Genomic DNA, 23,421 nt, shown 5'->3' on the forward strand with positions numbered 1-23,421 from the left:
CATCATAAAAAACACCGCCCTTCTGATATTTATTATATCAGAAAAGCGGTTCCAACAATAGCAAAACCCTGCAAAAGCAGGGCTTTGTCTACAGTCTGAGAATCCTGCAAAGCAGGATTCTCCGCCTGTGGCGGGTCGCCTTAAGCGACATCTACCCTTCCGCCACAGTGCGCTCCTGCCCGGTAGGGCTTTTTTATGTACTAGGAAATTCCAACGGAATTTCCTAGTACATAAAAAATAGCACATCTGGCTCATCATGTAAAGTAATGAGTCAGATGCGCAATCACCTAAAATTACATATTATTTTTATTTCCAGTCTCTTTCAATTCCGTAAAAGAAAACTGATACGCCTCATATTCCCGGATAAACGGTGGAAGCGGAATTCCTGCATGCATAAGCGCTGCACCAAAATACTGTTTTCCGCTTTGTTCTTCCAGATAAATGGCATCCGGCTTTAATCCATGCAAGCGTACATAAACGGTTGCCTGATTTGCCTCTGCCATAAGACGCACCACACCTACCAATGCACGAGTCTGTTCTTCTGATACCCACATCCATGCCGCAATCTCATCTTTAAACGGATCGGACAACCGCCAGTAAGTTCCCTCGTTAATAAGCATTTCATACTTTTTGTAAGTAAGGACCTGCTCTCTGATCTGCTGCTTTTCTTCATCGGATAATAGTGCCGGGTTCAATTCGTAACCGAAGGTTCCCGCCATTGCCGTCACTCCACGGGTATGGAAGCTTGTCACACGTCCGGTCTGATGATTCGGCACTGCTGAAACGTGTGCTCCCATTGCGGAAACTGGATAGAAAAACGAAGTTCCATACTGGATTCTTGTGCGATTGATTGCATCAGTATTGTCACTGCACCAGATTTGTGGGGAATAATAAAGCATTCCCGCATCAAATCTGCCGCCGCCACCACTGCATCCCTCCAGAAGAAGATCCGGATACCGGCTGCACAGACGATCCAGAAAGTCATAAATACCAATCACATAATCATAGGAAAGATTTCCGGCATATACATCTGACATGCTACGGTTCATATCCCATTTTACATAATCGATTTTTCCCTGATCCAACACATTACAAATCTGGTCAAATATACAGTCTCTCACTTCTTTTCTGGAAAAATCAAGCACTAACTGATTTCTGGAGCGCACCGGCTTTTTTCCCGGAATCTGAATTGCCCAGTCCGGATGTGTCCGGTAAAGGTCACTGTCTTCATTAACCATCTCTGGCTCAATCCAAATGCCAAATTTCACGCCCTGATCATGCACCCGGTTAATCAGATCTGCCAGGCTGCCCTGCAGCTTCTTTTCATTAACCTTCCAGTCACCCAGGGAAGAATTGTCATCATTTCTTTTCCCGAACCAGCCATCATCCATCACTACCATATCAATTCCAAGGGAAGCAGCTTCTTTAGCAAGATCCACGATCGTATCCCCGGTAAAATCGAAATATGCTGCCTCCCAGCTATTGATCAGAACCGGTCGCGACACATGAGCATATTTGCTTCGGCATAAATGATTGCGGATGCAGTTATGATATTGCTGTGACAATACAGACAGGCCCTTTGCTGAATAGGATAAAATAACTTCCGGTACTGTAAATGTTTCTCCCCCAGCAAGCGGATATGAAAACAATTCATCATTTAATCCAAGAAGCAGGCGTGTCTGGTTAAACTGGTCTTTTTCTGCCTCACAGGAGAAATTCCCACTGTATACAAACAACATTCCATAGCAGCTGCCTGCCACTTCCGTTGTCCCTTTTTCAGCCAGAATCACTGCCGGATTATACTGATGGCTGGATGTTCCCCTGCGGCTGCCAAAAGAAGTGGTTCCATGTCCCAGTGGAGTGCGCTCTAAACTCCGCTCCATGGCATGCTTTCCATAAAACCGCAGGACGTCAAAATCTCCCTGTACAAAATCCAGGCAGGCCGCCGCTGCTTTTTCAATGGTAATCTGCTCAGTTCCTATATTTTTAATCTGTACACTTCTGGTAATAACATCATTTTCTTCCAGCACTCCATACAGCAGATGCACCTCAACCTTTGCATTTTCATCTGCAAGAACAATTTCCAGAGTCTGTGCTTCACTTTCAGCTGCCCAGACAGCCGGAAGTCCCTGTAACTGGTATTTACCATTTCGGATCTCATAGCTTTTGAAAAGCAAATCAGCACTTTCAACACCTTTGCAGCTTTTTACATTCAAAGCAATATTACGGTAATCCCCTGTTCCAAGGGAAGGATACTCCTGTGGCAGCACATCCAGCGAATAGGTACGATTCATGCCAGCTGCATAAGGATTTCCGGAAAACCCGTGGTCTGCATAGGTTAAAAGATAATCCATGAAACCGTTTATTTTATCTCCGTAGTATAGATGCAGCAGATATCCCAGTGAATCGACCTGCATCTGATAGGTTGTGTGAGCCGTATGCAGGGTAAATATCTTTTTATTCGAATTGTATATAATTGCCATAGGAATCACCTCATTTTATTCTTTTTCTTTATCCTTTGACTGCACCATTTGCCACGCCATTTAAAATCTGCTTCTGACAAATCACATAAAAAATCAGAATTGGAATCAATGCCAGAATATACGAAGCAAATGCCAGATTGTAATTAGTTCCAAACTGTGTCTGGAAATTAAGCTGTGCAAGCGGCAGTGTATTCTGTCCGGTTCCGGACATGATCACAAGCGGTGTCATAACATCATTCCAGGTTCCAAGAGCTGTCAGGATTGCAACTGTTGCATGCATTGGCATCATCATTGGAAATACAACTTTCCAATAAGTGATCCATGTGCTGGCTCCGTCAATATCTGCAGCCTCCTCAAGTGCTATCGGAATATTTTTTAAATATCCACTGTAAAGCAGGACATTCATAGGCATATAAAATACCAGGTACAGCAGGATAACACCAGCACGGTTTCCAAGTCCCATTTGCGCCGTCTGCTTTACCAGCGGCATCATCAAAATAGAAAAAGGAACAAACATACCACTGACAATATACAAATAGATAAAACGAAAGCTTTTTCTTCTTGCCATGCCGCGCCCAATCACAAAGCCTGCAATTGAATGGATCAATATAGCCAGCACAATCGTTACCAGTGTAATCAGTAAACTGTTTCCAAGAGAGTGCCAGAAATCAGTTACTTCCATTGCCTGGCGGAAATTATCAAAGCTCCACTGTTTTGGGAAGGATAGTGCCCCTGCCACATCGTTGGTCATTTCACTGGGATTCTTAAATGCAATGATTACTGCCATATACAGCGGAAATAATACTGTAACAGTTCCCAAAATCAGAATAATCGTAAGTACCCAGTTTGTTTTCTTTTTTTCTTTTATCATAACTGCTCCTCCTTCTTATTCATGATCGTCATCTGGAAAATTGAAATTGCCACGATCACTATAAAGAAAATGACTGCATTTGCACTCTGGAATCCAAACTGTCCACCATCCATACCATTTTTATAAATCAGATAAGAGATGGATTCGGTGCTTTGTGCCGGGCCTCCCTTAGTCAATGACATGATCTGATCGAATACCATGAGAAAATTCTTTGTGCTCAATACCAGATTAATCGTTACAAAAGGCATAACCAGCGGAAAGGTTACTTTCCAGAACTGTTTCCATTTACTTGCCCCATCAAGCATACTTGCCTCGTAAACTTCCTCCGGAACGGTCTGCAGGCCAGAAATATAAATAATGGTATTCATGGCAACTGCCTGCCATACACCCACGATCAGTACACCGATCCATGCATGTTTTTCACTTGCAAGAATACTATTCTGTAAAAATCCAATATGAAACACCGTTCCCACAGTTGGAAGAATATAAGTAAAAATAAAACTGAAAATATAACCGATAACAAGTCCGCCTAAAATATTCGGTACAAAATAAAGCCCACGCAATGCACTTTTGAAACGGATTGCACCGTTTAATCCCACTGCCATGATCAGGCTTAGTACATTTACCAGTACAGTTCCTGCCAGTGCATATTTAAATGTAAACAGATAGCTTTTGCCCACACGGATATCGGTAAAGAGATCTGCATAGTTCCGGATGCCAACATAATCGTAGGTTCCATATCCTTTGTAATTAGTAAAGCTGTAGATCACGCCTTTGATCATTGGAAGTGTATTGAATGTAAAAAACAAGATCAGAACTGGTATAATAACTGCCCAAAATGTTTTATCCCTGTTTGACATTTTCTTCTTCATTGTGCATCCTCCTGTTCTTTCTGATAAACCTGTACTTTCCGAATCAAATCCCGGTTGTAGCGCTTCCAGTCGGAATCAAATTTTTTCAGGAACTTTTCCTGTGCATTATCACTTTCATCCAGTAAGAATGTCTGTATCATGGCATCCACGCTCATTTCACTTGGATAATGATGATCCTGATAATCTGCCATGCGGTTATCTTCAATATAAAGACGCATATCCTCAAGGGTTTCCGGAATTGCAAAATTTCCTTCTTTGCAGGCAATCCCACCCTGATCATCCAGATAAACCTGAATAGTCTCATCTTCATACAGATATTTTAAAACTTCATATGCTGCTTCTTTATTTTTACATGCTTTCATCACAGAGAACTGCAGATCAATTCCTGAATTTAAAACATTATCTGATTCCAAATCATTTGCCGGAAATGTAAAAGAACCGATATTCATATCCGGATTGACCGATTTGATCTGTGGGATTGCATAACTTCCAATGGGAAACATGACAGATTCCCCACGGGCAAATGCTGTGCATGCATCGTTATAACCGTATGCATACGGATTTTTTTCTGCATAATCCAAAAGCGCCCGCATCTTTTCTGCTACTGGTCCATACGTATCAGCAAATGTGGTATTTCCCATATTTACCTGGTTGCAAGTATCTGAATCAGTAAGTCCGACCGCCAGTGCATTCCAAGGAGCCAGACATGTCCATGTATCTTTGAAGCCCAGATACAATGGAAGCACTCCGCTTTGCTTTATTTCATCACATAGTGTGGTAAATTCCTGCCAGGTGGTCGGAACCTTCCAGCCATTTTCCTCAAATATATCTTTGTTATATAAAATTCCTGCCGCATTTGCCACATATGGAAGAGCATACGTACCATCCTTTGGAATAAATTCCAGTTCCTTGTCCATATCCAGATATGCCTGCTTTACCGTCTGAACCTCATCCAAATCGGAAATATCTTCAAACAGGTCTGCATCTAAAAAGTTGGAATAGTTGATATCTCCTCCGATTGCAATGATATCCGGATAATCCTCCCGGATAAAACGTGTCTTTAAAATAGTCATTGCTTCATTTGGCGATGAAATCGTCAGATGAATGTCATCATGTGCTTCATTAAACCTCTCTGCAATTCTTTCAAATGCCTTAACTGCTTCCGGTTTATAGGAAACCACTTCAATCTCGGTTTTTCCGTCTGTGCTTTTTTTACCACTGCATCCGGTAAATCCTGTTATGCACATGCCAAATGCAAGCACAGCCGCAAGACCACGAAAAATACTTCTTTTTGCCATATTCCTCTCTCCTTTTCTGTAAGATAGCCGCTTTTCTATTGATAACCCAATTATAACATACCTTTATGCGACCTAAAATATCAGCATTTTTTATATTTTATACCAAAATGCAATATTTTATGTTATAATAGATGTTGATATCGCATTTTGGTATATAAAGCATATAAGGAGCATTTTATGAGCAGTATATTATTTAATATTTTTCCAAATGAGAACTTTATCGATTTGTGTATGTATCAATTTGGATATGAAAAATGTGACCCTGGCCATTCTTTTGGTCCTGCAACACGCAATCACTACCTGTTCCACTACATTCTTTCCGGAACCGGAACACTTATGGCAGACGATGCAAAAGGCATAACACAGACTTATTCCGTAAAAAGCGGACAGGGATTTATGATTTTTCCAGGTCAGATTAACACCTACATTGCAGATGAACGGCTTCCGTGGGAATATATGTGGATTGAATTTGATGGCTTGCGCATAAAAGAGGCTTTAGGTGTCACAGATTTGTGTAAGAATGCACCTGTTTATCATTCCCACTCCAAAGAATTGCGTGAAAAACTTGCTGATGAAATGAATTATATCGTAAATCATCCTAATGAATCTTCTTTTCATCTCATTGGCCATCTGTATCTATTTATAGACTATCTGCTGCAGTCAGCCAAATCTACTAGGCTAGTCTCCAGTGGACGCATGAGTGATTATTATATAAAAGAAGCCATCAATTATATTGAACAGAATTTTCAGAATAACATTTCAATAGAAGATATCGCTGCAGTATGCGGCATCAACCGGAGCTATTTTGGAAAAATCTTCCGCAACTCAATTGGCCGCTCTCCGCAGGAATTTCTTATGAACTACCGTATGGTAAAGGCTACCGAATTATTAAAGCTGACATCCTTGTCTATTGCAGACATTAGTTCTGCTGTGGGATATGAAAACCAGCTCCATTTTTCCCGTGCCTTTAAAAATATTTATGGTATTTCTCCTCGAGAATGGCGGAATCAGAACACGTAACAATAAATATATTCTTTCCTGCCAAGTCTCTTGCCTACCATTCCCCCGGCAGCTGCTGACAATCCACTCAATACTCAGCATATCAGATTCATATAGATTACTCAATTGAACAGTATTTAATTTCTATTCAATTTAATTAACCAGTAGGAAATGTTGCATGATTAATCTGCTGTTTTGGCTGCCTTGATACTTCTTAGGTTGACGGCTAGATACGCATTAGAGATGTCTCCATCCAAATGCTGTTCTAGCAAGGGATTTTCCCCTTGAACCCATCATTTATGATATATGGTGGCGCTTTTCGCCCCCAAATAGTGAAAGTGGGGGCACTTTCTGCCCCCACTCAGGAAATGTTGCTAAAATACTGTTTAGATTTATCATACATACAAAATTGAAGTTATCTATTTCTCCTCTTCGTTAAGACCTAGTTCATTACATATTACTTGCTATCCCTGATATCTTATTCTTTCTACCAGCGTTTCCTTTTTCAGATTACTGCTTAAAACGCAGGAAAGTACAATCTGCAACAGACCGACCAAAAAAATCATAATAAAAATTGGTACGATTGGAACATGATAGATATTCATTCCAAATATTCCATTATGCTTTGCATAGGCAAAGAGCGCGTAGCCAAGTGGCAGACCAACGGCAAGTGCTACACATATGGTGCCAACCGTAAAAATCAGTCCCTGTAACTGCAGGCATAAATTTAATTGTTTATTTGTCATACCCACAGCCTGTAATATACCATATTCCTGCTTTTTTGTCGTAATATTCATGATCATGGTATTCGCCATATTCATAAACCCGATGAGTCCTACAATAGCCATAAACAGATAACAGCCAAGCTTCATCATGCTGCTTGCAAATTCGGCAGATTGTAACTGTGCATGATAAGTATCCATTTTTATATGCGAAGTATTAGAAATCAAAGTATTCAGACTTTGTTCTACAGATGCCACATCTTTTTTATCACAGTCCACCCACAGATAGCCATAGGCTGTTCCTCTCGGATTCATGGAACGATATACACCTTCCGGAATGACAAGATAAGTGTCCGCACTTACAAAAGATCCTGCAATCTTTCCCTGATAGGTATAGGTTCCACTTCCATTCTCAAAGTCAAATGCAATGGATTCACCCGGAGCATATCCATCTTGTTCCATCCACGTTGACCAGCCAAAGAAAATATCACCATTCTTTACCGCCTGATCATAGTCCATAGAGCCAATATCCCCGTCCTGGCGCATAAAATCAAAATCATTTTTACTCACAATATCAGCCGGAAATCTTGTTCCGTTCAGATTTACAGAGACAATCTCTCTCGTCATGACATCTGTTACTCCCGGAATGCTTTTGATTTCTTCAATCAGCGAATCATTCAATGGATCATCCGTCAGAATCGTATCCAGATTATTCTCCGGATATCTTTCATCATACTCAGCAGAATAGTCAAGCTGCAGTTCAAATTGTCCATGATTAACGGAAAGACGTGCTTCATGCTCCGTGTCAATATTTCCCACATAATTAGAGATAATCACAAACAATACGCAAGAAAAACCCATTGTGAGGATAGTACCAATAGTTCTTTTGAGATTACCCGTTACATTTGCCATTGCCATAGAAAACACGGTGACATTTTTTCTGCCATTTCGTTTTCCTTTTTTTTGTGTTTCTGCATTTTCTAAATACCGTGTTGCTTCGATAGGTGAAATCCGTGAAACAATTTTCATTGGTTTACGCAGTGCCAAAGCAACGGTAAGAAATGATACGAAAATACAGAGAAGCATAACAGGCAGGGAAAACAGAGGCACCTGCTGATTTTGAACTCCCATAGAGCCAGTTTGGGTTGATACAAGGTTCCCATGTTCTACCAGCCAGTTAAAACCGCATTTTGCAATCAGAAAACCAAGAAGCAATCCAACTGGTATTGAAGAAATTGTCAAAAACATACCCTCTCTGAAGATCAGTTGTTTCATCTGCTTTTTTGTCGCTCCCAGAGCCTTGATTTTTCCATACTCCTGTATCTTGTTGGCAATACCGACCTGAAAAATATTATAAATGACCACAACAGAGAAAAGTACAATTGCAAGAATCAAAACCCCGCATACCGCAATCGTTTCATAACTCGGCTGCAAGACCCATTGCAAATAGAGATCATTGACTATAACGTTTTTTTCTTCGATCCCACAAGCTGCTGCAATCTGCTTTATAACCGAATCAATATTATTCATAGATACATTTGCAGAATCATTTAAAGTAAAATAAATATTATACTGTCTGTCATTCTCTGCGACGTGCTCATCATAAAACTCCTGTGACCCGAAAGCAACATAAGATGCCTCGATGGTATACTCATCCCGATCATATAGGATTCCGCTGACAACAAATTCTTCCGGCTTATATTCTGACTGCATCCCTGCGCGATAATCCAGTGTAACCGTATCTCCGACCTTTACATCATCATATCCCATTTCACTAAAAAATGCTCTTCCTGCGGCAATTTCCTGCGTTCCCCCCGGATACTTTCCTTCCTTTAACTCATATTCCTTATTATAGGGAAGCATTTTTCTTGCAGTCTCATCCATGCAGACAAAACCACCGTTTTCGTTGCCTTTTATAATACCTTCGGTGCACATAGTGCCTGTAGCATCTATTTCCGCACGGCGGTTTACTTCTTTTAACTGCGATCCGTCTGCGGAAACAAATAGACCATAATTGCTTCCATATGATCCTGCCGCCTGACTTTTCTGTAAATGAATTACCCCATTTCCCACAGTACTGATGATAACAAGCAACATCGTGGTCAGACAGATTGCCATCATGATCAGTATACTTCTTGTCCTGTTCCTTTTGTCATTGCTATATGCAATCCTGCTTATTGTCTTCATCTGAAATCCACCACCTGTCCGTCCTCAATCACCAGAATACGGTCAGCGACCTGTGCAATTTCGTCATCATGGGTAATCATTACAATTGTCTGTCCATATTTTTTTGCTGTCATCTTAAGCAGAGCGATTACCTCATCACTGGTCTTAGAATCAAGATTTCCTGTCGGCTCATCTGCAAATATAATTTCCGGACGATTCACCAGTGCTCTTGCAATTGCTACTCTCTGCTGCTGTCCTCCGGATAACTGATTTGGCAGATTATAAATCCGGTTTTCAATCCCCAGAGTTGCAATAATATCATTTACATACGCTTCATCCACTTTTCTTCCATCCAGCCCCAGTGGCAGTACAATATTTTCCCAGACATTAACAGATGAAACCAGATTAAATGCCTGAAAAACAAATCCGATTTTTCTTCTGCGGAAAACAGCAAGGGCATCTTCCTTCATCCTGTATAAATCTTTCCCTGCTAAAGTAACACTGCCTTTTGTCGGGGTGTCTAGCCCTCCAAGCATATGAAGTAATGTACTTTTACCGGAACCTGACTTTCCAACAATTGCGACAAATTCTCCCTGCTCAATCTGAATGTCCACCTGATTGACCGCTTTGACCTGATTCTCACCCGCGCCATAAAACTTACAAAGCTGATTGGTTTTTAATATCACACTCATGTGTTGTCTCCTTTTTTAATTCTGTAAGGCGTACATTTAAATACACTTTCTCCGCCTGTTTATATATTATTTTTCAACCTACATGCTGATTGTAGCAGGATAATCTTTCATTTCACTTTCAAAAAACGAGCAGAAGTCTTACAAAATTGTAAGATTTCTGCTCACTTAAAATTTAACCAACATATGGTAATTGAATCACAAACGTGCTTCCTTTTTTCTTTTTGCCGGAGGTTACCGTAATCGTACCTGCGTGTTTTTCGATAATTTCTCTCGATAGAAAAAGTCCGATTCCTGTACCACTCTTTTCCATGACCTCCTTGGAACTTCCTCTGTAAAATCGTTGAAAAATTTTGTGATACTCATTCTGCGGAATACCAATTCCCTGATCCTCAATTTCCATTCTTACAAGATCGTTTCTTTTTTGTAACCGGATAAATATTTTTGAACCACACGGACTGTACTTGACCGCATTATCCAGAACGTTGATCACAGCTTCACCAAGCCACCTTTTATCCTGCATAATCGTGCATGTTTCCAGCTCTTTTTCATAGTCAAAAACGAATTCAATTTCTTTCTCATCCGCTTTAGGATAAGTGCGGTTCACAGCAGATATGACAGTATCCATAAGCGGAAGTTTTTTCTTATTAATCTGAATCAGTCCAGTTTCCATCTTGGATATTTCAAGAAGCGACTGCAATAATGTCTCCAGTCCATCCAGAGCACTCCGACAACGGATACGAAACTCCTCCTGTTCTGTGGCACTTAAGTCATTCTGCATCAGCACACTAAAACATGTATCCAAAGCTGCAACCGGTGTCTTTAACTGGTGAGAAATATCAGAAACCATTTCTTTCGTGTTCTCCTTTTCTGCCCTTGCTTCTTCCTTTATCAACTGAATATGATGTCCGATTGCTTCAAGCTGGTCATTCAATTTTTCCAGTTCTGCATGATTTTCCGTTTTCAGTAAATCATCAAATTTATTTTCACGGAATCTGATCAGAATTTCTTCCAACTGGTCTAAAATTTTCTGATGACACGCATCTTCTTTTTTCTTCCAATAAAGTAAAAAAGTCAAAAGAAGCACGCATATCACAGTGCTTACAGCACCGGTCACCATAACCTGATGCCGGAATTGCGAATAAAATGCATTCCCTTTATTCCCCCAGTATCCATATTGCTCCAATAATCGCCTTCCCTGTTCGTTAGTTTCAATATCCTTATCCTTAAGCAATTCCGAAACAGCATCCAGCCCGGAAAATTCTTCCTTTGCAGCAATCTCTGTCATAAGATTCATTTTATATTTATAATCTTCATAAAACACATACGTGGTAAAGCAATTTAATATTGCAAACAATAATATGACAGGTAATACCAAGGAGAGCACTACTGTAATCTTCTTGCGATATCTCTTTGTCACTGCCTTACCTCCTGATTCCATATATACCCAAGACCTCTGATATTCTTTATATAGACCGGTGCAGCCGGATTGTCTTCGATTTTCTCACGGAGTCTTCTGATATTGACAGCGATTGTATTTTCATCCACAAAATCCCCTTCCAGATCAAACACATTTTCCAATATTTGTGTTTTTGAAAGAATCTGTTTCGGATTCTGAAGAAAAAAAGTCAGCATTTTCAACTCCGTTTTTGTCAGACTGATTTCACGACACTTTATCAGGACTTTCATTTCTCCTGCGATAAATACGATATCTCCCGAAATCATCTTTCCGGCTTCCGTTTTCTCCTGTCTGCGGCGGAAATGTGCTTCTATTTTCAAAAGAAGTACCGAAAGACTAAACGGCTTTGTAATATAATCATCTGCCCCTGCTTCATATCCCATGACCTGATCCATCTCCTGGTCTAGTGCTGTAAGACAAATAATGTATGTATTATAATTGCATCTCATCCACCTTACAAATTCCAGTCCATTCCCATCCGGAAGATTCACATCACAAATGGTAACATCCACATTATTATCACTTGCAATTCTTTTCGCTTTTTTCACTGATTCTGCTGAAAAAACCTCATATCCGGATTTTTTCAGTGAAAATGTAATTCCACGATTTAAATTTTCATCATCTTCAACCACGAGTATACCTGGCATAGCATCTGCACCTCTCTTTATTAACTATTCATCTTAAAATGCTTCAATGCCTCCACAATTGCACTTTCTTTATCTCATCGTATGTTGACTTAGTCTCTGCAGATGTTATATCCACATCATCAAGTTCAATCGTGACATTAATATAATCATCTGGTTTTTTGTTGGGACAAAAGAACAACCGTTTCAACGGTATTACCTTTTTCCCACAAGAGCCGCCTTACCTCTTGACCATCCCGATATATTGGGAAATTAAACTCTATCGACTTCAAAGGCTGCTCTGACTCCCCATTTGGATATATCTGAATTTCTTTTATGAGATAAGTAATAAGGCTTTTCTTTTCCTCGTCACTTATTATATCATAGAGCTTTCCGAAATTCAGCATAAGCTTGTAAATATTGTCCAGAGTGATTGTTTCCATTTCGATAGAACTTTTTCTCAGCTTTGCATCTTCAATCCGTTCTTCCAACTCTACAATCGTATCATACAAGGCATCAAGTCTTAAAGTCATATCGTGAATTTTTCTTTCTCTGAAACGAGCATCAATAGGCAGATTATCAATCTCTCGTTCCAGACGGGCTTTATTCAAATCTACTTCTTTCAGCTTACTCTCGTAATTGGCAAGTTCCTTATCAATAGCTGTTGTATCGGTCTGTACGCCAATACGCTTTTCAATCTCTTTTGCAAAATACTTATCGCTTACCAATTCCTTAACAGCTTCAATTACAAGTGGCTCAATATCTGTTTTTCTTAGCGATGCTTTATAATCACAATGATGTCCTCGCTCCTGCTTATTTCTACCACAAATATAATAGTAAACCTCTTTGTATGTGCCGTCTTTATTTGTCCAAGCGTGTTTGTTCGTATACATTGAACTTCCACAAAGGGGACACTTTAATATCCCCGTCAAAAGGTGTGACCTATCCTTACCGATTTTGGATGGCTGTTTAATTCCTGTTGCCATACGCTTTGCGTGAACCTTTTGCCACAATTCCTCGCTGATAATTCCCTCGTGTTGTCCATCTTCTAGAATGTAATCCTCTGCATGAACCTGCTTATATTCATTTTTTGTACCTTTTACCTTTTCTCGTGTTCTTCTGCCATAAGCAATCTTTCCACAATAAACAGGATTGTCTAATATCAACCGTATAAAATGACTGCTCCAAGTTTCCAATGTGCCATTCTGACGGGGTATCTTCTTTATACCTTGAAGATTAAGATATTTTGCTACTCCGCCAAGTCCTATATCAGAATTAGCAAATTTATCAAATATAATTCTGATTGCTTCAGCTTCCGTTTCTTCTATCAAGAGCTGATTGTCTTTCAGATAATATCCGTATGGTGCAAATCCACCATTCCACCCACCTTGTCGTGCTTTTTCTCTCCGTCCATTCATTGTCTGTTCAATGATATTTTCTCTTTCAATTTCTGCAACCGCAGATAATACAGAAATTAAAAGTTTTCCGCTTGTCTGTGATGAGTCAATACCTTCCTCAATACAAATAAGATTTATTCCATACGACTGCACAAACTCCAATGAATTTAGAATATCTGCTGCGTTTCTTCCAAATCGTGAAAGTTTATAGACCAGAATATAATCTATCTCCAATCCGTTCTTTATATCGGAAAGCATCTTCTTAAAAGCAGGTCTCCCCTCAATAGATTTTCCCGATTTCCCCGCATCTTCATATATACCAACAATCTCCATTTCCTCCCTGTCAGCAAATCGTTTCAGGCTATTCTTCTGCCCTTCAAGGCTATATCCGTCCACCTGCATTTCAGTACTTACTCTCGGATATAGGACACATTTCTTTCCTTCTCTGTTCATCGTACCACCTCCATAAATTTATAGGGAAATGTGATATGTATGGCTGCGTAACCTACGCAGCACAATCCAACTCCTGCAAAACAGTCTTTCCGTATTTTTCAACTATCTGCACCATAACATTGATAAAAGAATTGAATATTTCGGTTTCATCTTTCAACTGTTCGTTTTTCAGTTCTGTATTTTGAATAAAATTTTCATTTCCCATAAACGAATACCTCCGCTAAAGCTAAAACGGCTGTACCTCTAAATTATAAAAATACAGCCGCCATTTTACCAATGTGCAAATATATCCCTCATACCTGCTTTACACATTTTTTCATATTTTTTTAAGTGCAACACTAATGGCAAGAGCCTTGTCAACTCTTGCCATTATGTTATCGGGCATCATTCCCATATACTGTTTTAACCTCTGCTTATCAATCGTCCGTATCTGCTCAAGCAGGATAATAGAGTCCTTGTCAAGCCCTTCATAATTACTTACTGCGGTATGTGTGGGCAACTTTGCTTTTGTGTGTACTCGGCTCGTAATTGCTGCAATGATTACCGTCGGACTGTGCTTGTTTCCTATATCATTGGAAATGATAAGTACAGGTCTTGTGCCGCCTTGTTCTGAGCCGATAACGGGGTTAAGCTCTGCGTAGTAAATGTCGCCACGCTTAATAATTCTTTCCATTGTGTTTGACCTCCCATCTGGATTCAGGCAGATTAGTTCTGCCTATGTAGGCAGCCAAACAAAAGGAAGTATTTAAGGTCGGAAGAATATTAACAATATCTCTGTTCTTATGACCTCCTTTCGTTTGGCTGATATGATAGAAGCATTTCAATTTGTCCTCGACACCCCGAAATGATATGGGAAGTCGCCAAATGGTCAGCAGCGAACTGACACCACGGGAGTTCCACCCCAACTGTCGTTCTGACAGAGCCGCCCTCATTGCCTGCGACGGTTTTTTCACGCTCGGGCTGTGACTGGACGGGAGTATCATTATCCTCTTTGTGGGTTATGGCGAAATCGGGAGCTGCCCGATATTTTGAGTCGGTAAAGATAGGCTCACCACCTTTCAATCGCTCGCTGCCGCTTGGCAGGTCGTGGCGTACCGCTGCACACGCTTATGCTCATCACAATCACAAAGAGAAAGTATTTGGCGAATGGGTATTCATTTGTCAAGGAGCAATCCCGTTTTCGCCACACAAAGGAAAACAGGGCAAGAGTTTTTTGTCCTCTCACCCTGTAGCCCGTGGGAATATTCAATTTTCCCCTCTACTCAAAAAACTTTTTTAATTTTTCTTTGAGCCTATCCATTCTTCTGTAAACAGCTTTTTCAGTAATATCCAGATACACCGCAATTTCACGGGTTGAATATCCTTGTATCTTCATCAAAGCAATCTGCAATGTAAGCCTGTCCACCTTAATCAAAACTTGATAGAGGTGCTGATTTTCGATGCTGTCCAGAAAATCCTCAACCGTTTTGACTTCGGGCTGTGTAGTATCTTCAGCAAGCTCGTCAAGATATGTACCTGTTTCCTGCACTCGCTGATAATACCGTCTGTCTGAATTAAAAATCGCCCAATCGTGAATACGGAGCTGTTCTATATCGTCCTCAGTAACGCCTAAGTTCCGCAACTGCTTTTCCTCGGCTTCTTTCCAGAGCCGCCATTTCTTTTCTTCTTTGGCTTTGTTGTATGCCATATTGTTTCCTCCAATCTGAATTTTTTTTAAAATCCAGATTGGCAGGCGGTGAACGGCAACCAACGCAAGAAATAGCCTTGTTTTGTGTTAAGACATTTTTCGACAAACAAAAAGCCGCAAAGGTACTAAGACCTCTACGGCAATGAGCGTAAACATATCTATAATCAAGAGATGTAATCTCTGCTTGTAAAATGTAAGAGTGCCACGAGTAAGTGATGATTTTTTCTAAAAGATAATCTTCACTCCACTGTGACACTCCGTAAATAGTAGCTGCTTCTGATGAGCAGCATTGCGGTCATATGCGACCATCGCATAAAAAATCCCTCCAAACTCGAAAACGGGTTCAGAGGGAAGTTAAATTTTCATCTGGGCATGTTTATACTGCCCACCAAAGCACCGTTTTTTTATTTGATGGGCTTGCTTCATATTGATTTTAAAGCTTATCTTACTTGATGTTTTGAAAATGCCTTATGGGAAATGATTGAACCTATTACTACTAAAGCAATCGCAACAGGAATAGACCATACTGCATAAAGCATACCATTGTGCATTTGTTCAACAGACATTATGGAAATATACTGTGAATAGAAAAGGGGCATCAGCACAATAATTCGATATAATGCACTTGTTTCAGAGATAGGAAGCATTATCGGTATCACATAAATAGCTGCTGAAATTACAAACGCTATCATTTGACTTTTACAAACAGCAGACAGAATTAAAACTATTCCTGTTACACTGATTGCACTCATAAACGCCAACAGGATTTGATACTTTAATACTGTTCCGCAAGTAATATTAAATGGAATATACCCTTCTAAAAAATCTATTGGAGCAAAAAGGATAGAGCAGTCCAGCCCCTCTGTTCCATAAATAGCAACCGCAATAAGCAAATTGAAAATAACAACCAAAGTCGTTATGAAAACGGCTGAAAGTAAACTTGCTAATACTTTTGCCGTGGCACATTTTGTCTTTCCGTATTTACTTGTCAAAATAATGTTATCCACTCCACCATACTCGCCAGAGAAAACAGGAGCAATTAGCAAAATAATTACTAATGAAAGGACAATAAAAATCTTCGCCATATTTTGGCTTGTACTAAGCCAACCGTTTACATACCCAACTTTTATTTCTTTATCGCCAAATACATCAGCTACGCTTAACCCGTTCCAACTACCATCTATATCAGCAAAATGGGAGAATACAGAAGACTGCAAAGCATTTTGATAAATGTATTTTGCGTTCATTCCATGTAAATCTTGAGTAGGCTTAAACTCAGACATCATCTGCTGTACTTTATTGTCAGTTAACTTTCCCTCATACTTCAATGCAATTTGCTTATCAATTTCAACCGCAGCTTTTCCAGTTTCCTCTGTACCGTTTCCGTCAAATGCGTACATACTGTGAAGCGTGGAAAAAGACAGTATCAAGGACAATAGTAATATGGCAGCAACAGAAATAACCGCAAAGCGTTTTGTCAATATTTTTCGTAATTCAAACTTGATTAGATTTTTCATTATTCGTTCACTCCTTTAAAATAGAATAGATACAAATCCTCTAATGTAGGTTCTACCTTTATCGCATTTTCCATAGGCGACTGTTCAGAAATCACACGCAGAACCGTACAATTATTTTCAATGTTTCGCAAATTGCTTATATTCAGAGTTTCAGAATATTGCTCCGCACGACTGGTCGGAACTGTACATTCCCATACCTGTCCGTCAATTTCTGTGGTAATTTCCTGCGTTTTTCCAAAATGGAGAATCTGACCGTCTTTCATCATAATAATGTCCTCAGCAATAAACTCGACATCAGAAACAATGTGCGTAGAGAGAATAACTATTCTATCTTTAGAAAATGCACTAATCAGATTACGAAAACGGACACGCTCTTTTGGATCAAGACCTGCTGTCGGCTCATCTAAAATTAAGATGCGTGGATTATTCAACATCGCCTGTGCAATACCTAAACGTTGTTTCATACCACCAGAGAAAGTTTTGATTTTGAGGTTTCTTTTCTCTGCTAAGTCAACAGCTTCCAACAATTCTGTTGCTTTCTTATGAGCTTGTTTTTCACTCAGTCCTTTTAATGCCGCAACATACATAAGGAAATCCCAAGCTGTAAAGTCTGGATAATATCCAAACTGTTGCGGTAAATATCCCAATAAATTACGGTACTTCTCCCCGAGTACAGATATGTTTTTCCCGTCCAAAGTAATTTTCCCAGAGGTCGGTGTCTGAATATCGCAGAGTAACCGCATAAGGGTAGTTTTTCCCGCACCATTTGCACCAAGCAAACCGTAAACGCCATTTGATAATGAGAGGTTCAAATGGTTTACGGCTGTTTTTGAGCCATATTGCTTTGTTAGTTGAATTGCTTTAAGTTCCATATCAAAAACTCCTTTCGTCTTAGGGAGCAAAAAAATACTCTCCATGTGTTTACATAGAGAGTATAGAATGCAATTTTCTACTTTTTATCTACTAATCGAGAGATTTGAAAAAAGCAGTCACTTTTGCTCCGATTGAGCAATTTTCAATTTTCAGATAACCACCGTGATGTTCGCATAAAATTTTACAGATATACAGCCCAAGTCCGAAATGCTCAGAGTGATTTTCTTCTTCCGTAAAATATGGATTGGTTGCTTTGCTTAAAATATTTTTTGAAAAGCCACATCCATTGTCTGAAACAGAGAGATAAAAGCCATCATTATTACTTGTGTAAGTGATGTTTACCTTTGATGTTGCGTATCGGATTGCGTTTGAAATCAAATTATTATTCACTTGTGAAACAAAAGTATAATCAATGCCAATAGGAATATCGGAAATGTTATTTTGAATAGAAAGAGTTTTTCCACTTTGCTCACACAAAATTCTTGCACTATCAGCTATTGCGGTCACATAACCGCTTATATTAGACTTGTCACTTATGGGTTGAGCATCTTCTAAACGACGCAAGTGGCTCATACTATCAACATATCTTTCCAAACGGAAAATATGTTTTCCCATTGTTGCAGCGGTGCTTTTGGTTATTGGGTCATGGTTGGACTGTAAAATTTCATTATACCCTTTTAATACGGTAAGTGGAGTACGTAAATCGTGAGCAAACGCAGCATTGAGTTGTTTTCGTTCTTCCATTTGCCGCCACATTTCAGAGAAATTATTAGCAAGGGTAAAACGCATTGTTTCAAATGATGAACACAATTCTCCTAATTCATCTTTGCTGTCATATTTAATTGAGAAGTCTAAATTATTATTAGAAATCATTTCAGAAGCGGCTTTTAATTCTGTAAGTGGTTTTTTTAACTTGTTTCTATAGAATAACAAGGTCGCCGTAATGATACATAACGCTGAATAAATTGGAGTTGCAATTATTGGGGCAACTTCACATATTGAAAGTAACCGTTGGTCTTTTTCAGACATTGCAACAGGTGCAACTCCAATATAATTGCCATCACCGAGTCTTTCTCCATTTTCATTTGTTAAATAATATTTTTCTCCTGTTGGGGGATATTTGCTTTCAATCGTTTTTGTAGCATTATTGCACAAAGTAGCTGTTCCTGCACTTAATAGAATGGCAAGAATTACAAACGCTGAGATATAAAGTATTATACTTTTTCGCAATGACAGGTTACACCACATTTTCTTTATCTTATCCACTTATATCCACACCCCCAAACTGTTTCAATATAAGATTTATTTGTGTATGCTGCAATTTTTGTTCGTATTCTGCGAATATGCTCGGCAACAACACTACTATCTCCCTCACTGTCATATCCCCAAACTCTTTCATAAATTCTCTCTTTATCAAAAACTTGTCCTGCGTTTTGAGATAATAACTCAACAATGTCAAATTCTTTTTTTACAAGACCAATAGGTTGGTTCTGTATATAAACAGTTCTTTCAGAGTAGTCAATTAAAAGTTCTCCTGAAAACTTAACTTTTGTATTCGTTTGATGTCGTTCTTCTCTTCTTAAATGTGCTTGCACTCTGGCTTCAAGTTCAACAAGAGAAAACGGCTTAACAATATAATCATCACCACCTACGGAAAATCCTTGTACCTTATCATTTTCTTCAATACGGGCAGTTAAAAAGAGTATAGGGCAAGAAACATAATCCCTAATTTTCTTGCAGACTTCAATCCCATCAAGCTTCGGCATATTTATATCTAATAAGATTATATCTGGTTGTAATTCTGCTAATTTGAGGGTTTCTACTCCATTATAAGCAGAAAAGACCTCATAGCCCTTGCTTCTAAAAAATCCTGTAAGCATTTCAACTATATCAACTTCATCATCGGAAATTAAAATCCTGTACCTCACATATAACACCTCCATAATAAACACTAACGAAAAATTTTCAATTTTTCATCAACTTTTTTCTTGCATCAGCAGGCTTTTCAGCATTTTTCGGAATAAGCCACACACGGTTAATATTCATAACCCCCTCAATACGGTTTCCTTTACAAAGTCTTTGTACCCATCTTAACGATACATTCCACTTTTCAGCGGCTTCCTGTGCTGTCATATATTCAAACATATCTGACCTCCTAAGGTGTACTGTATATATTATAGCCGTTTAAACGAACAGTATCAAGTGTGCAATTATGAACTTTGACCGCCTGTAATAAGAGATTTTATATCCTAATATCAGAGATTTCAAACCGTTCTACAAGAACTCACATTTCTGTAAAATATAATAGTAGCATTTTGCAGATACAAGGTGGTGAGTTTATGGACACAAGAAACAATGATTTTGACTTCGATTTTACACCGATAGGACAGGCAATCAAGAAAGCAAGGACAGCAAAAGGTATGACCAGAGAGCAGCTTGCTCGTATTCTAGATTATGACCCAAGACATCTTCAAGCGATTGAAAATGAAGGACAAAAGCCAAGTCTGGAGCTGTTCATTCAGCTTGTGACAATGTTCGGTGTATCGGTTGATGAATACATATTCCCAGATAATGAGGTCAAAAGAAGTTCCGTCCGCAGACGCTTAGACGCAGAACTCGACAAACTAAACGATAAAGAGCTGTCCATAGTTGAAGCAACTGTCAGCGGACTATGTAAGGCAAAAGAGCCAGAGGAATAAACCTCTGGTTTTTCTTTTGCCCATTTTTAATAGGCAGGAACACCGTAACCATAGATGGAGCTGCTTCCAACCGTATATTGCTTTTGTCTGCAAGCATCGCCAGAATTACCCTCCACGGTGTAAACGACACCGTTTTCGCATTTCTCCACAATGCCTACATGGTCGGTTTCTCCGTCGCCTTCCCAATCAAAGAAAATAATATCGCCTGCCTGCGGCTCGTAGTTTCTGTCTTTCCATTGTCCGTTACCCTTAAACCAATTTGAGCCGTCCACGCAGCCTGCGAATTTCGGGATAATCCCGCTTTCGATATAACCACACTGGTCGGCACACCACGATACGAAGCAGGCACACCATTCTACACGCCCATCAAAGCCATACCAACTCCAATAAGGCTGACCGCCCTCATTGCCGAGCTGTGTCAAAGCGACCTCCACAATCGCCTGGTTACCGCCGCTTGTAAACGCCCGCCCGTATGGATAATACCGCAGCACATGGGCGGGATACTGCGTGTCTCCATAGCTGTCCCAACCTAACCGTGCCGCCTGCATGGTGGAAAACTCCACCGCATTGGCATAGGAATAGCCGCCATAGTTGGTCTTAGCCCACGAGATATAGCCATTGCCGAAATTGTAACCCTGCAAGGCGAGCTTGATACGCTCCATGTCAATCGGGTTTTCCACCTCGGCAGAGAGAAGGGCGGCTTTCAGCTCCTGTACCCCGCACTCAATCGAATATTCTGGGTCTTTAATCCCATTCGGCTCGTGTGGATACCTTGTGTTAAAGCTGCCTTCCGCCGCCTGCATCGGGTCAAGTCCACGCCCGCCAGACTCCTGCATCATAACCGCCTTGATAAGCTCCACATATTCGGGAATGCCGTATTGTTTGGCATATTTCTGTATCAAAGGCTCATAGGCTTCCACCTCTACACTGACAGGGGTATAGGCGTTGCTCCCGCTTCCGCCGCCAAACAGGGAAACGGCACAGCCGAGCAGGACAACAATGAGAATAATCACAACTGCAATCCAACCACCTGCAATTAAAGCGGAAATCAGAGCTTTTGTTCCTGCAATAATCGCCTTGACCGCAGCTATGGTGGCTCTGACCGTCGCTTTCGTTGCTTCGGCGGTTGCCTTTGCGGTGACTTTTGCCGCCTGTGCCGCCTTTTGGGCAGTTTTCGCAGAAGCCTTTGCCGCTACCTGTGCTGTTTTTACTGAGGTTTCCGTCGTTTTGATTGCCGCCTTAGAAGTTGCCTGTGCGGTTTTAATTCCCTTTTCGGTTGTCTTGACCGTTCTCTTAGCAGTTGCTTTCACCGCTTTTTCTGTATTTCGGGCTGTGGTCTTAATCATTTTTTGCCCCTGCTGTCGGGTCTTTATCAACTGCGATTTTGCTGTCTGGGAAACATCGGGGGCAGCGGAACGGCTTGCAGCCCCATGACGGATCTGCAAGCCGTGTTGTTCTGACATATTCTGTGCTGCTTTCTGTTCCGCTGCTTTGACAGCCCGACTTTGCTTGAAATCTGTTATTTTATCTTTTGCCTTACCGATATTATCCTGCGTTGTCTTGACTACCTTTTGCCCCTGCTTATTGAACTGGTGGATACCTTCGTCCTTTACACGGTCTGCCGCAAAAGAAATCCTGTCCGTAGCATATTCTGTGGCAGAGTTTTCATCAGAGTAATATCCCTGTTCCGCTTTTTCCTTTATCCCCACATAGGCAGACTTCATACGCTCACTGGCTATGGCGGCTTTATCTATGGTCTTTATCGTGCCTTTAACCGCATCTCTGGTTTTAATATCAGCCATAGAAAACCTCCTTTCCCAGAGGATTTGCGTTCAAATCAGCCAACCTTTTTTGCCACTACAACGAGTCTGCCGTTCTGTGCGGAGTATTCGCAGGTGGAAAGGGTAATGAGCCTGTCGCCGTATTCAGCGGTCACACCTGTATCATACAAAGCAAGCTCCTTGCACTTCCCGACATAGGAATTAAATTCTTCCTCATTCTCCGCATCAACAAAGTCGTAGTATCGGAAGCCCTCGGAGCTATACGCCACAGTCTTAAATACAGCGACGATTTCATACTCTGTCTGCTCTGTGAGGGTATCAAACTGAATAGTTTTGTGTTCCTCATAGAAGCTCTTGGACTTGTAATCCTCCAACGCTCCAAACATCTTGCCACCCTTGATGTGATGACCGTAGATAACCAGATTGTCACTTTCGGCAATATCACAATTCTCCTGCACATAAGGCGTACCTAAGTCGCTGTAATCTTTTTCAAAATTGTGCTTCAGATAAAAATTCGGATTGTTCCTGCTCTGCATCACAGGATAATTGATTGTCGTGCCGGCAATGGAAATCCAACCGACCATATCCTCATTCTGTAAATACAATTCCTGATACTTGGCAAGCACATCTTCCCCCTCGCTGACAGGGGCATCGTCTGGCACGGTTTCATCCGTGGGAGCCTGCTCTACCATCTCGGCAATCTCCTCAAAGGCTTCCGTCTGCTCGTCCACCTCTGCATAGTAATGATAAATGCGGAAGCCACAAAAAGCCGCCGTACCTAACAGGCACACGGCGGCTACAACACAGATAATAGACTTATAATTCTTCATAG

At 40.4% G+C, this 23,421-nt stretch carries 21 protein-coding genes; 2 read left to right on the forward strand and 19 right to left on the reverse strand.

The genetic code is table 11. The features are described 5' to 3' along the window. Positions 1–293: 293 nt before the first annotated feature. The 4 genes from G5B11_RS12365 to G5B11_RS12380 are packed head-to-tail and all read right to left on the reverse strand — an operon-like array spanning position 294 to position 5,524. Positions 294–2,483, reverse strand: coding sequence for an alpha-galactosidase (locus G5B11_RS12365; RefSeq protein WP_173728412.1), 2,190 nt, complete (start codon positions 2,481–2,483; stop codon positions 294–296). Positions 2,484–2,511: 28 nt separating this feature from the next. After that, positions 2,512–3,354, reverse strand: a complete 843-nt coding sequence (locus G5B11_RS12370; RefSeq protein ID WP_173728414.1) for a carbohydrate ABC transporter permease — start codon at positions 3,352–3,354, stop codon at positions 2,512–2,514. After that, positions 3,351–4,226, reverse strand: a complete 876-nt coding sequence (locus G5B11_RS12375) for a carbohydrate ABC transporter permease (protein ID WP_158422819.1) — start codon at positions 4,224–4,226, stop codon at positions 3,351–3,353. The genes G5B11_RS12370 and G5B11_RS12375 overlap by 4 nt, the downstream gene beginning before the upstream one ends. After that, on the reverse strand, positions 4,223–5,524 hold the full coding sequence (locus tag G5B11_RS12380) for an ABC transporter substrate-binding protein (RefSeq protein WP_173728416.1): 1,302 nt from the start codon (positions 5,522–5,524) through the stop codon (positions 4,223–4,225). The genes G5B11_RS12375 and G5B11_RS12380 overlap by 4 nt, the downstream gene beginning before the upstream one ends. A gap of 177 nt (positions 5,525–5,701) precedes the next feature. Between G5B11_RS12380 and G5B11_RS12385 the strand changes: the two genes are divergently transcribed. Next, the gene (locus G5B11_RS12385) at positions 5,702–6,544 is read left to right on the forward strand and encodes an AraC family transcriptional regulator (protein ID WP_173728418.1); all 843 of its coding nucleotides are present in this window, start codon (positions 5,702–5,704) and stop codon (positions 6,542–6,544) included. A 443-nt stretch (positions 6,545–6,987) separates the two neighbouring features. On the opposite strand, the gene G5B11_RS12390 is transcribed toward G5B11_RS12385, so the two are convergent. The 13 genes from G5B11_RS12390 to G5B11_RS12450 form a co-directional block, all read right to left on the reverse strand. Continuing rightward, positions 6,988–9,432 carry an ABC transporter permease gene (locus G5B11_RS12390; RefSeq protein WP_173728420.1) on the reverse strand — a complete coding sequence of 815 codons (2,445 nt, stop codon included), beginning with the start codon at positions 9,430–9,432 and terminating at the stop codon, positions 6,988–6,990. Continuing rightward, entirely contained in the window at positions 9,429–10,103 is a 675-nt protein-coding gene (locus tag G5B11_RS12395) for an ABC transporter ATP-binding protein (protein WP_173728422.1), read from the reverse strand. Before G5B11_RS12395 ends, G5B11_RS12390 begins: the two co-directional genes overlap by 4 nt. Before the next feature lie 172 nt (positions 10,104–10,275). Then, entirely contained in the window at positions 10,276–11,541 is a 1,266-nt protein-coding gene (locus tag G5B11_RS12400) for a sensor histidine kinase (protein WP_008706583.1), read from the reverse strand. Further along, the gene (locus G5B11_RS12405) at positions 11,517–12,206 is read right to left on the reverse strand and encodes a response regulator transcription factor (protein WP_173728424.1); all 690 of its coding nucleotides are present in this window, start codon (positions 12,204–12,206) and stop codon (positions 11,517–11,519) included. Before G5B11_RS12405 ends, G5B11_RS12400 begins: the two co-directional genes overlap by 25 nt. Positions 12,207–12,352: 146 nt before the next feature. Further along, positions 12,353–14,032 carry a recombinase family protein gene (locus G5B11_RS12410; protein ID WP_173728426.1) on the reverse strand — a complete coding sequence of 560 codons (1,680 nt, stop codon included), beginning with the start codon at positions 14,030–14,032 and terminating at the stop codon, positions 12,353–12,355. A 52-nt stretch (positions 14,033–14,084) separates the two neighbouring features. Next, positions 14,085–14,237, reverse strand: coding sequence for a hypothetical protein (locus G5B11_RS12415; RefSeq protein ID WP_015522582.1), 153 nt, complete (start codon positions 14,235–14,237; stop codon positions 14,085–14,087). A gap of 111 nt (positions 14,238–14,348) precedes the next feature. Continuing rightward, entirely contained in the window at positions 14,349–14,705 is a 357-nt protein-coding gene (locus G5B11_RS12420; RefSeq protein WP_173728428.1) for a type II toxin-antitoxin system PemK/MazF family toxin, read from the reverse strand. A gap of 585 nt (positions 14,706–15,290) precedes the next feature. Further along, on the reverse strand, positions 15,291–15,719 hold the full coding sequence (locus tag G5B11_RS12425) for an RNA polymerase sigma factor (protein WP_015560143.1): 429 nt from the start codon (positions 15,717–15,719) through the stop codon (positions 15,291–15,293). A gap of 440 nt (positions 15,720–16,159) precedes the next feature. Continuing rightward, positions 16,160–17,236, reverse strand: a complete 1,077-nt coding sequence (locus G5B11_RS12430) for an ABC transporter permease (protein WP_144016323.1) — start codon at positions 17,234–17,236, stop codon at positions 16,160–16,162. Next, complete coding sequence (locus G5B11_RS12435) at positions 17,236–18,108, reverse strand: ABC transporter ATP-binding protein (RefSeq protein ID WP_021932294.1); 873 nt, start codon at positions 18,106–18,108, stop codon at positions 17,236–17,238. Before G5B11_RS12435 ends, G5B11_RS12430 begins: the two co-directional genes overlap by 1 nt. A 91-nt stretch (positions 18,109–18,199) precedes the next feature. Then, a complete protein-coding gene (locus tag G5B11_RS12440; RefSeq protein WP_236875636.1) occupies positions 18,200–19,375 on the reverse strand; it encodes a sensor histidine kinase in 1,176 nt (391 codons plus the stop codon). Further along, positions 19,363–20,037: a response regulator transcription factor gene (locus G5B11_RS12445; RefSeq protein ID WP_055260436.1), complete on the reverse strand. Its 675-nt coding sequence runs from the start codon at positions 20,035–20,037 to the stop codon at positions 19,363–19,365. The genes G5B11_RS12440 and G5B11_RS12445 overlap by 13 nt, the downstream gene beginning before the upstream one ends. 37 nt (positions 20,038–20,074) lie before the next feature. Then, positions 20,075–20,254 (reverse strand): helix-turn-helix domain-containing protein, encoded by a 180-nt coding sequence (locus G5B11_RS12450; RefSeq protein WP_015560140.1) that lies wholly within the window; start codon positions 20,252–20,254, stop codon positions 20,075–20,077. A gap of 194 nt (positions 20,255–20,448) precedes the next feature. Here G5B11_RS12450 and G5B11_RS12455 point away from each other — a divergent pair, with 194 nt between their 5' ends. Beyond that, positions 20,449–20,808, forward strand: a complete 360-nt coding sequence (locus G5B11_RS12455) for a helix-turn-helix transcriptional regulator (protein ID WP_055260437.1) — start codon at positions 20,449–20,451, stop codon at positions 20,806–20,808. Between the two features lie 26 nt (positions 20,809–20,834). Here the strand turns inward: G5B11_RS12455 and G5B11_RS12460 are convergent, their stop codons facing one another. Beyond that, positions 20,835–22,610, reverse strand: a complete 1,776-nt coding sequence (locus tag G5B11_RS12460) for a lysozyme family protein (RefSeq protein WP_173728430.1) — start codon at positions 22,608–22,610, stop codon at positions 20,835–20,837. Between the two features lie 35 nt (positions 22,611–22,645). Beyond that, on the reverse strand, positions 22,646–23,419 hold the full coding sequence (gene srtB / locus G5B11_RS12465; RefSeq protein ID WP_173728432.1) for a class B sortase: 774 nt from the start codon (positions 23,417–23,419) through the stop codon (positions 22,646–22,648). Between the last annotated feature and the right edge of the window lie 2 nt (positions 23,420–23,421).

This window comes from Blautia glucerasea (genome assembly GCF_013304385.1).
Taxonomy (GTDB): domain Bacteria; phylum Bacillota; class Clostridia; order Lachnospirales; family Lachnospiraceae; genus Blautia_A; species Blautia_A ammoniilytica.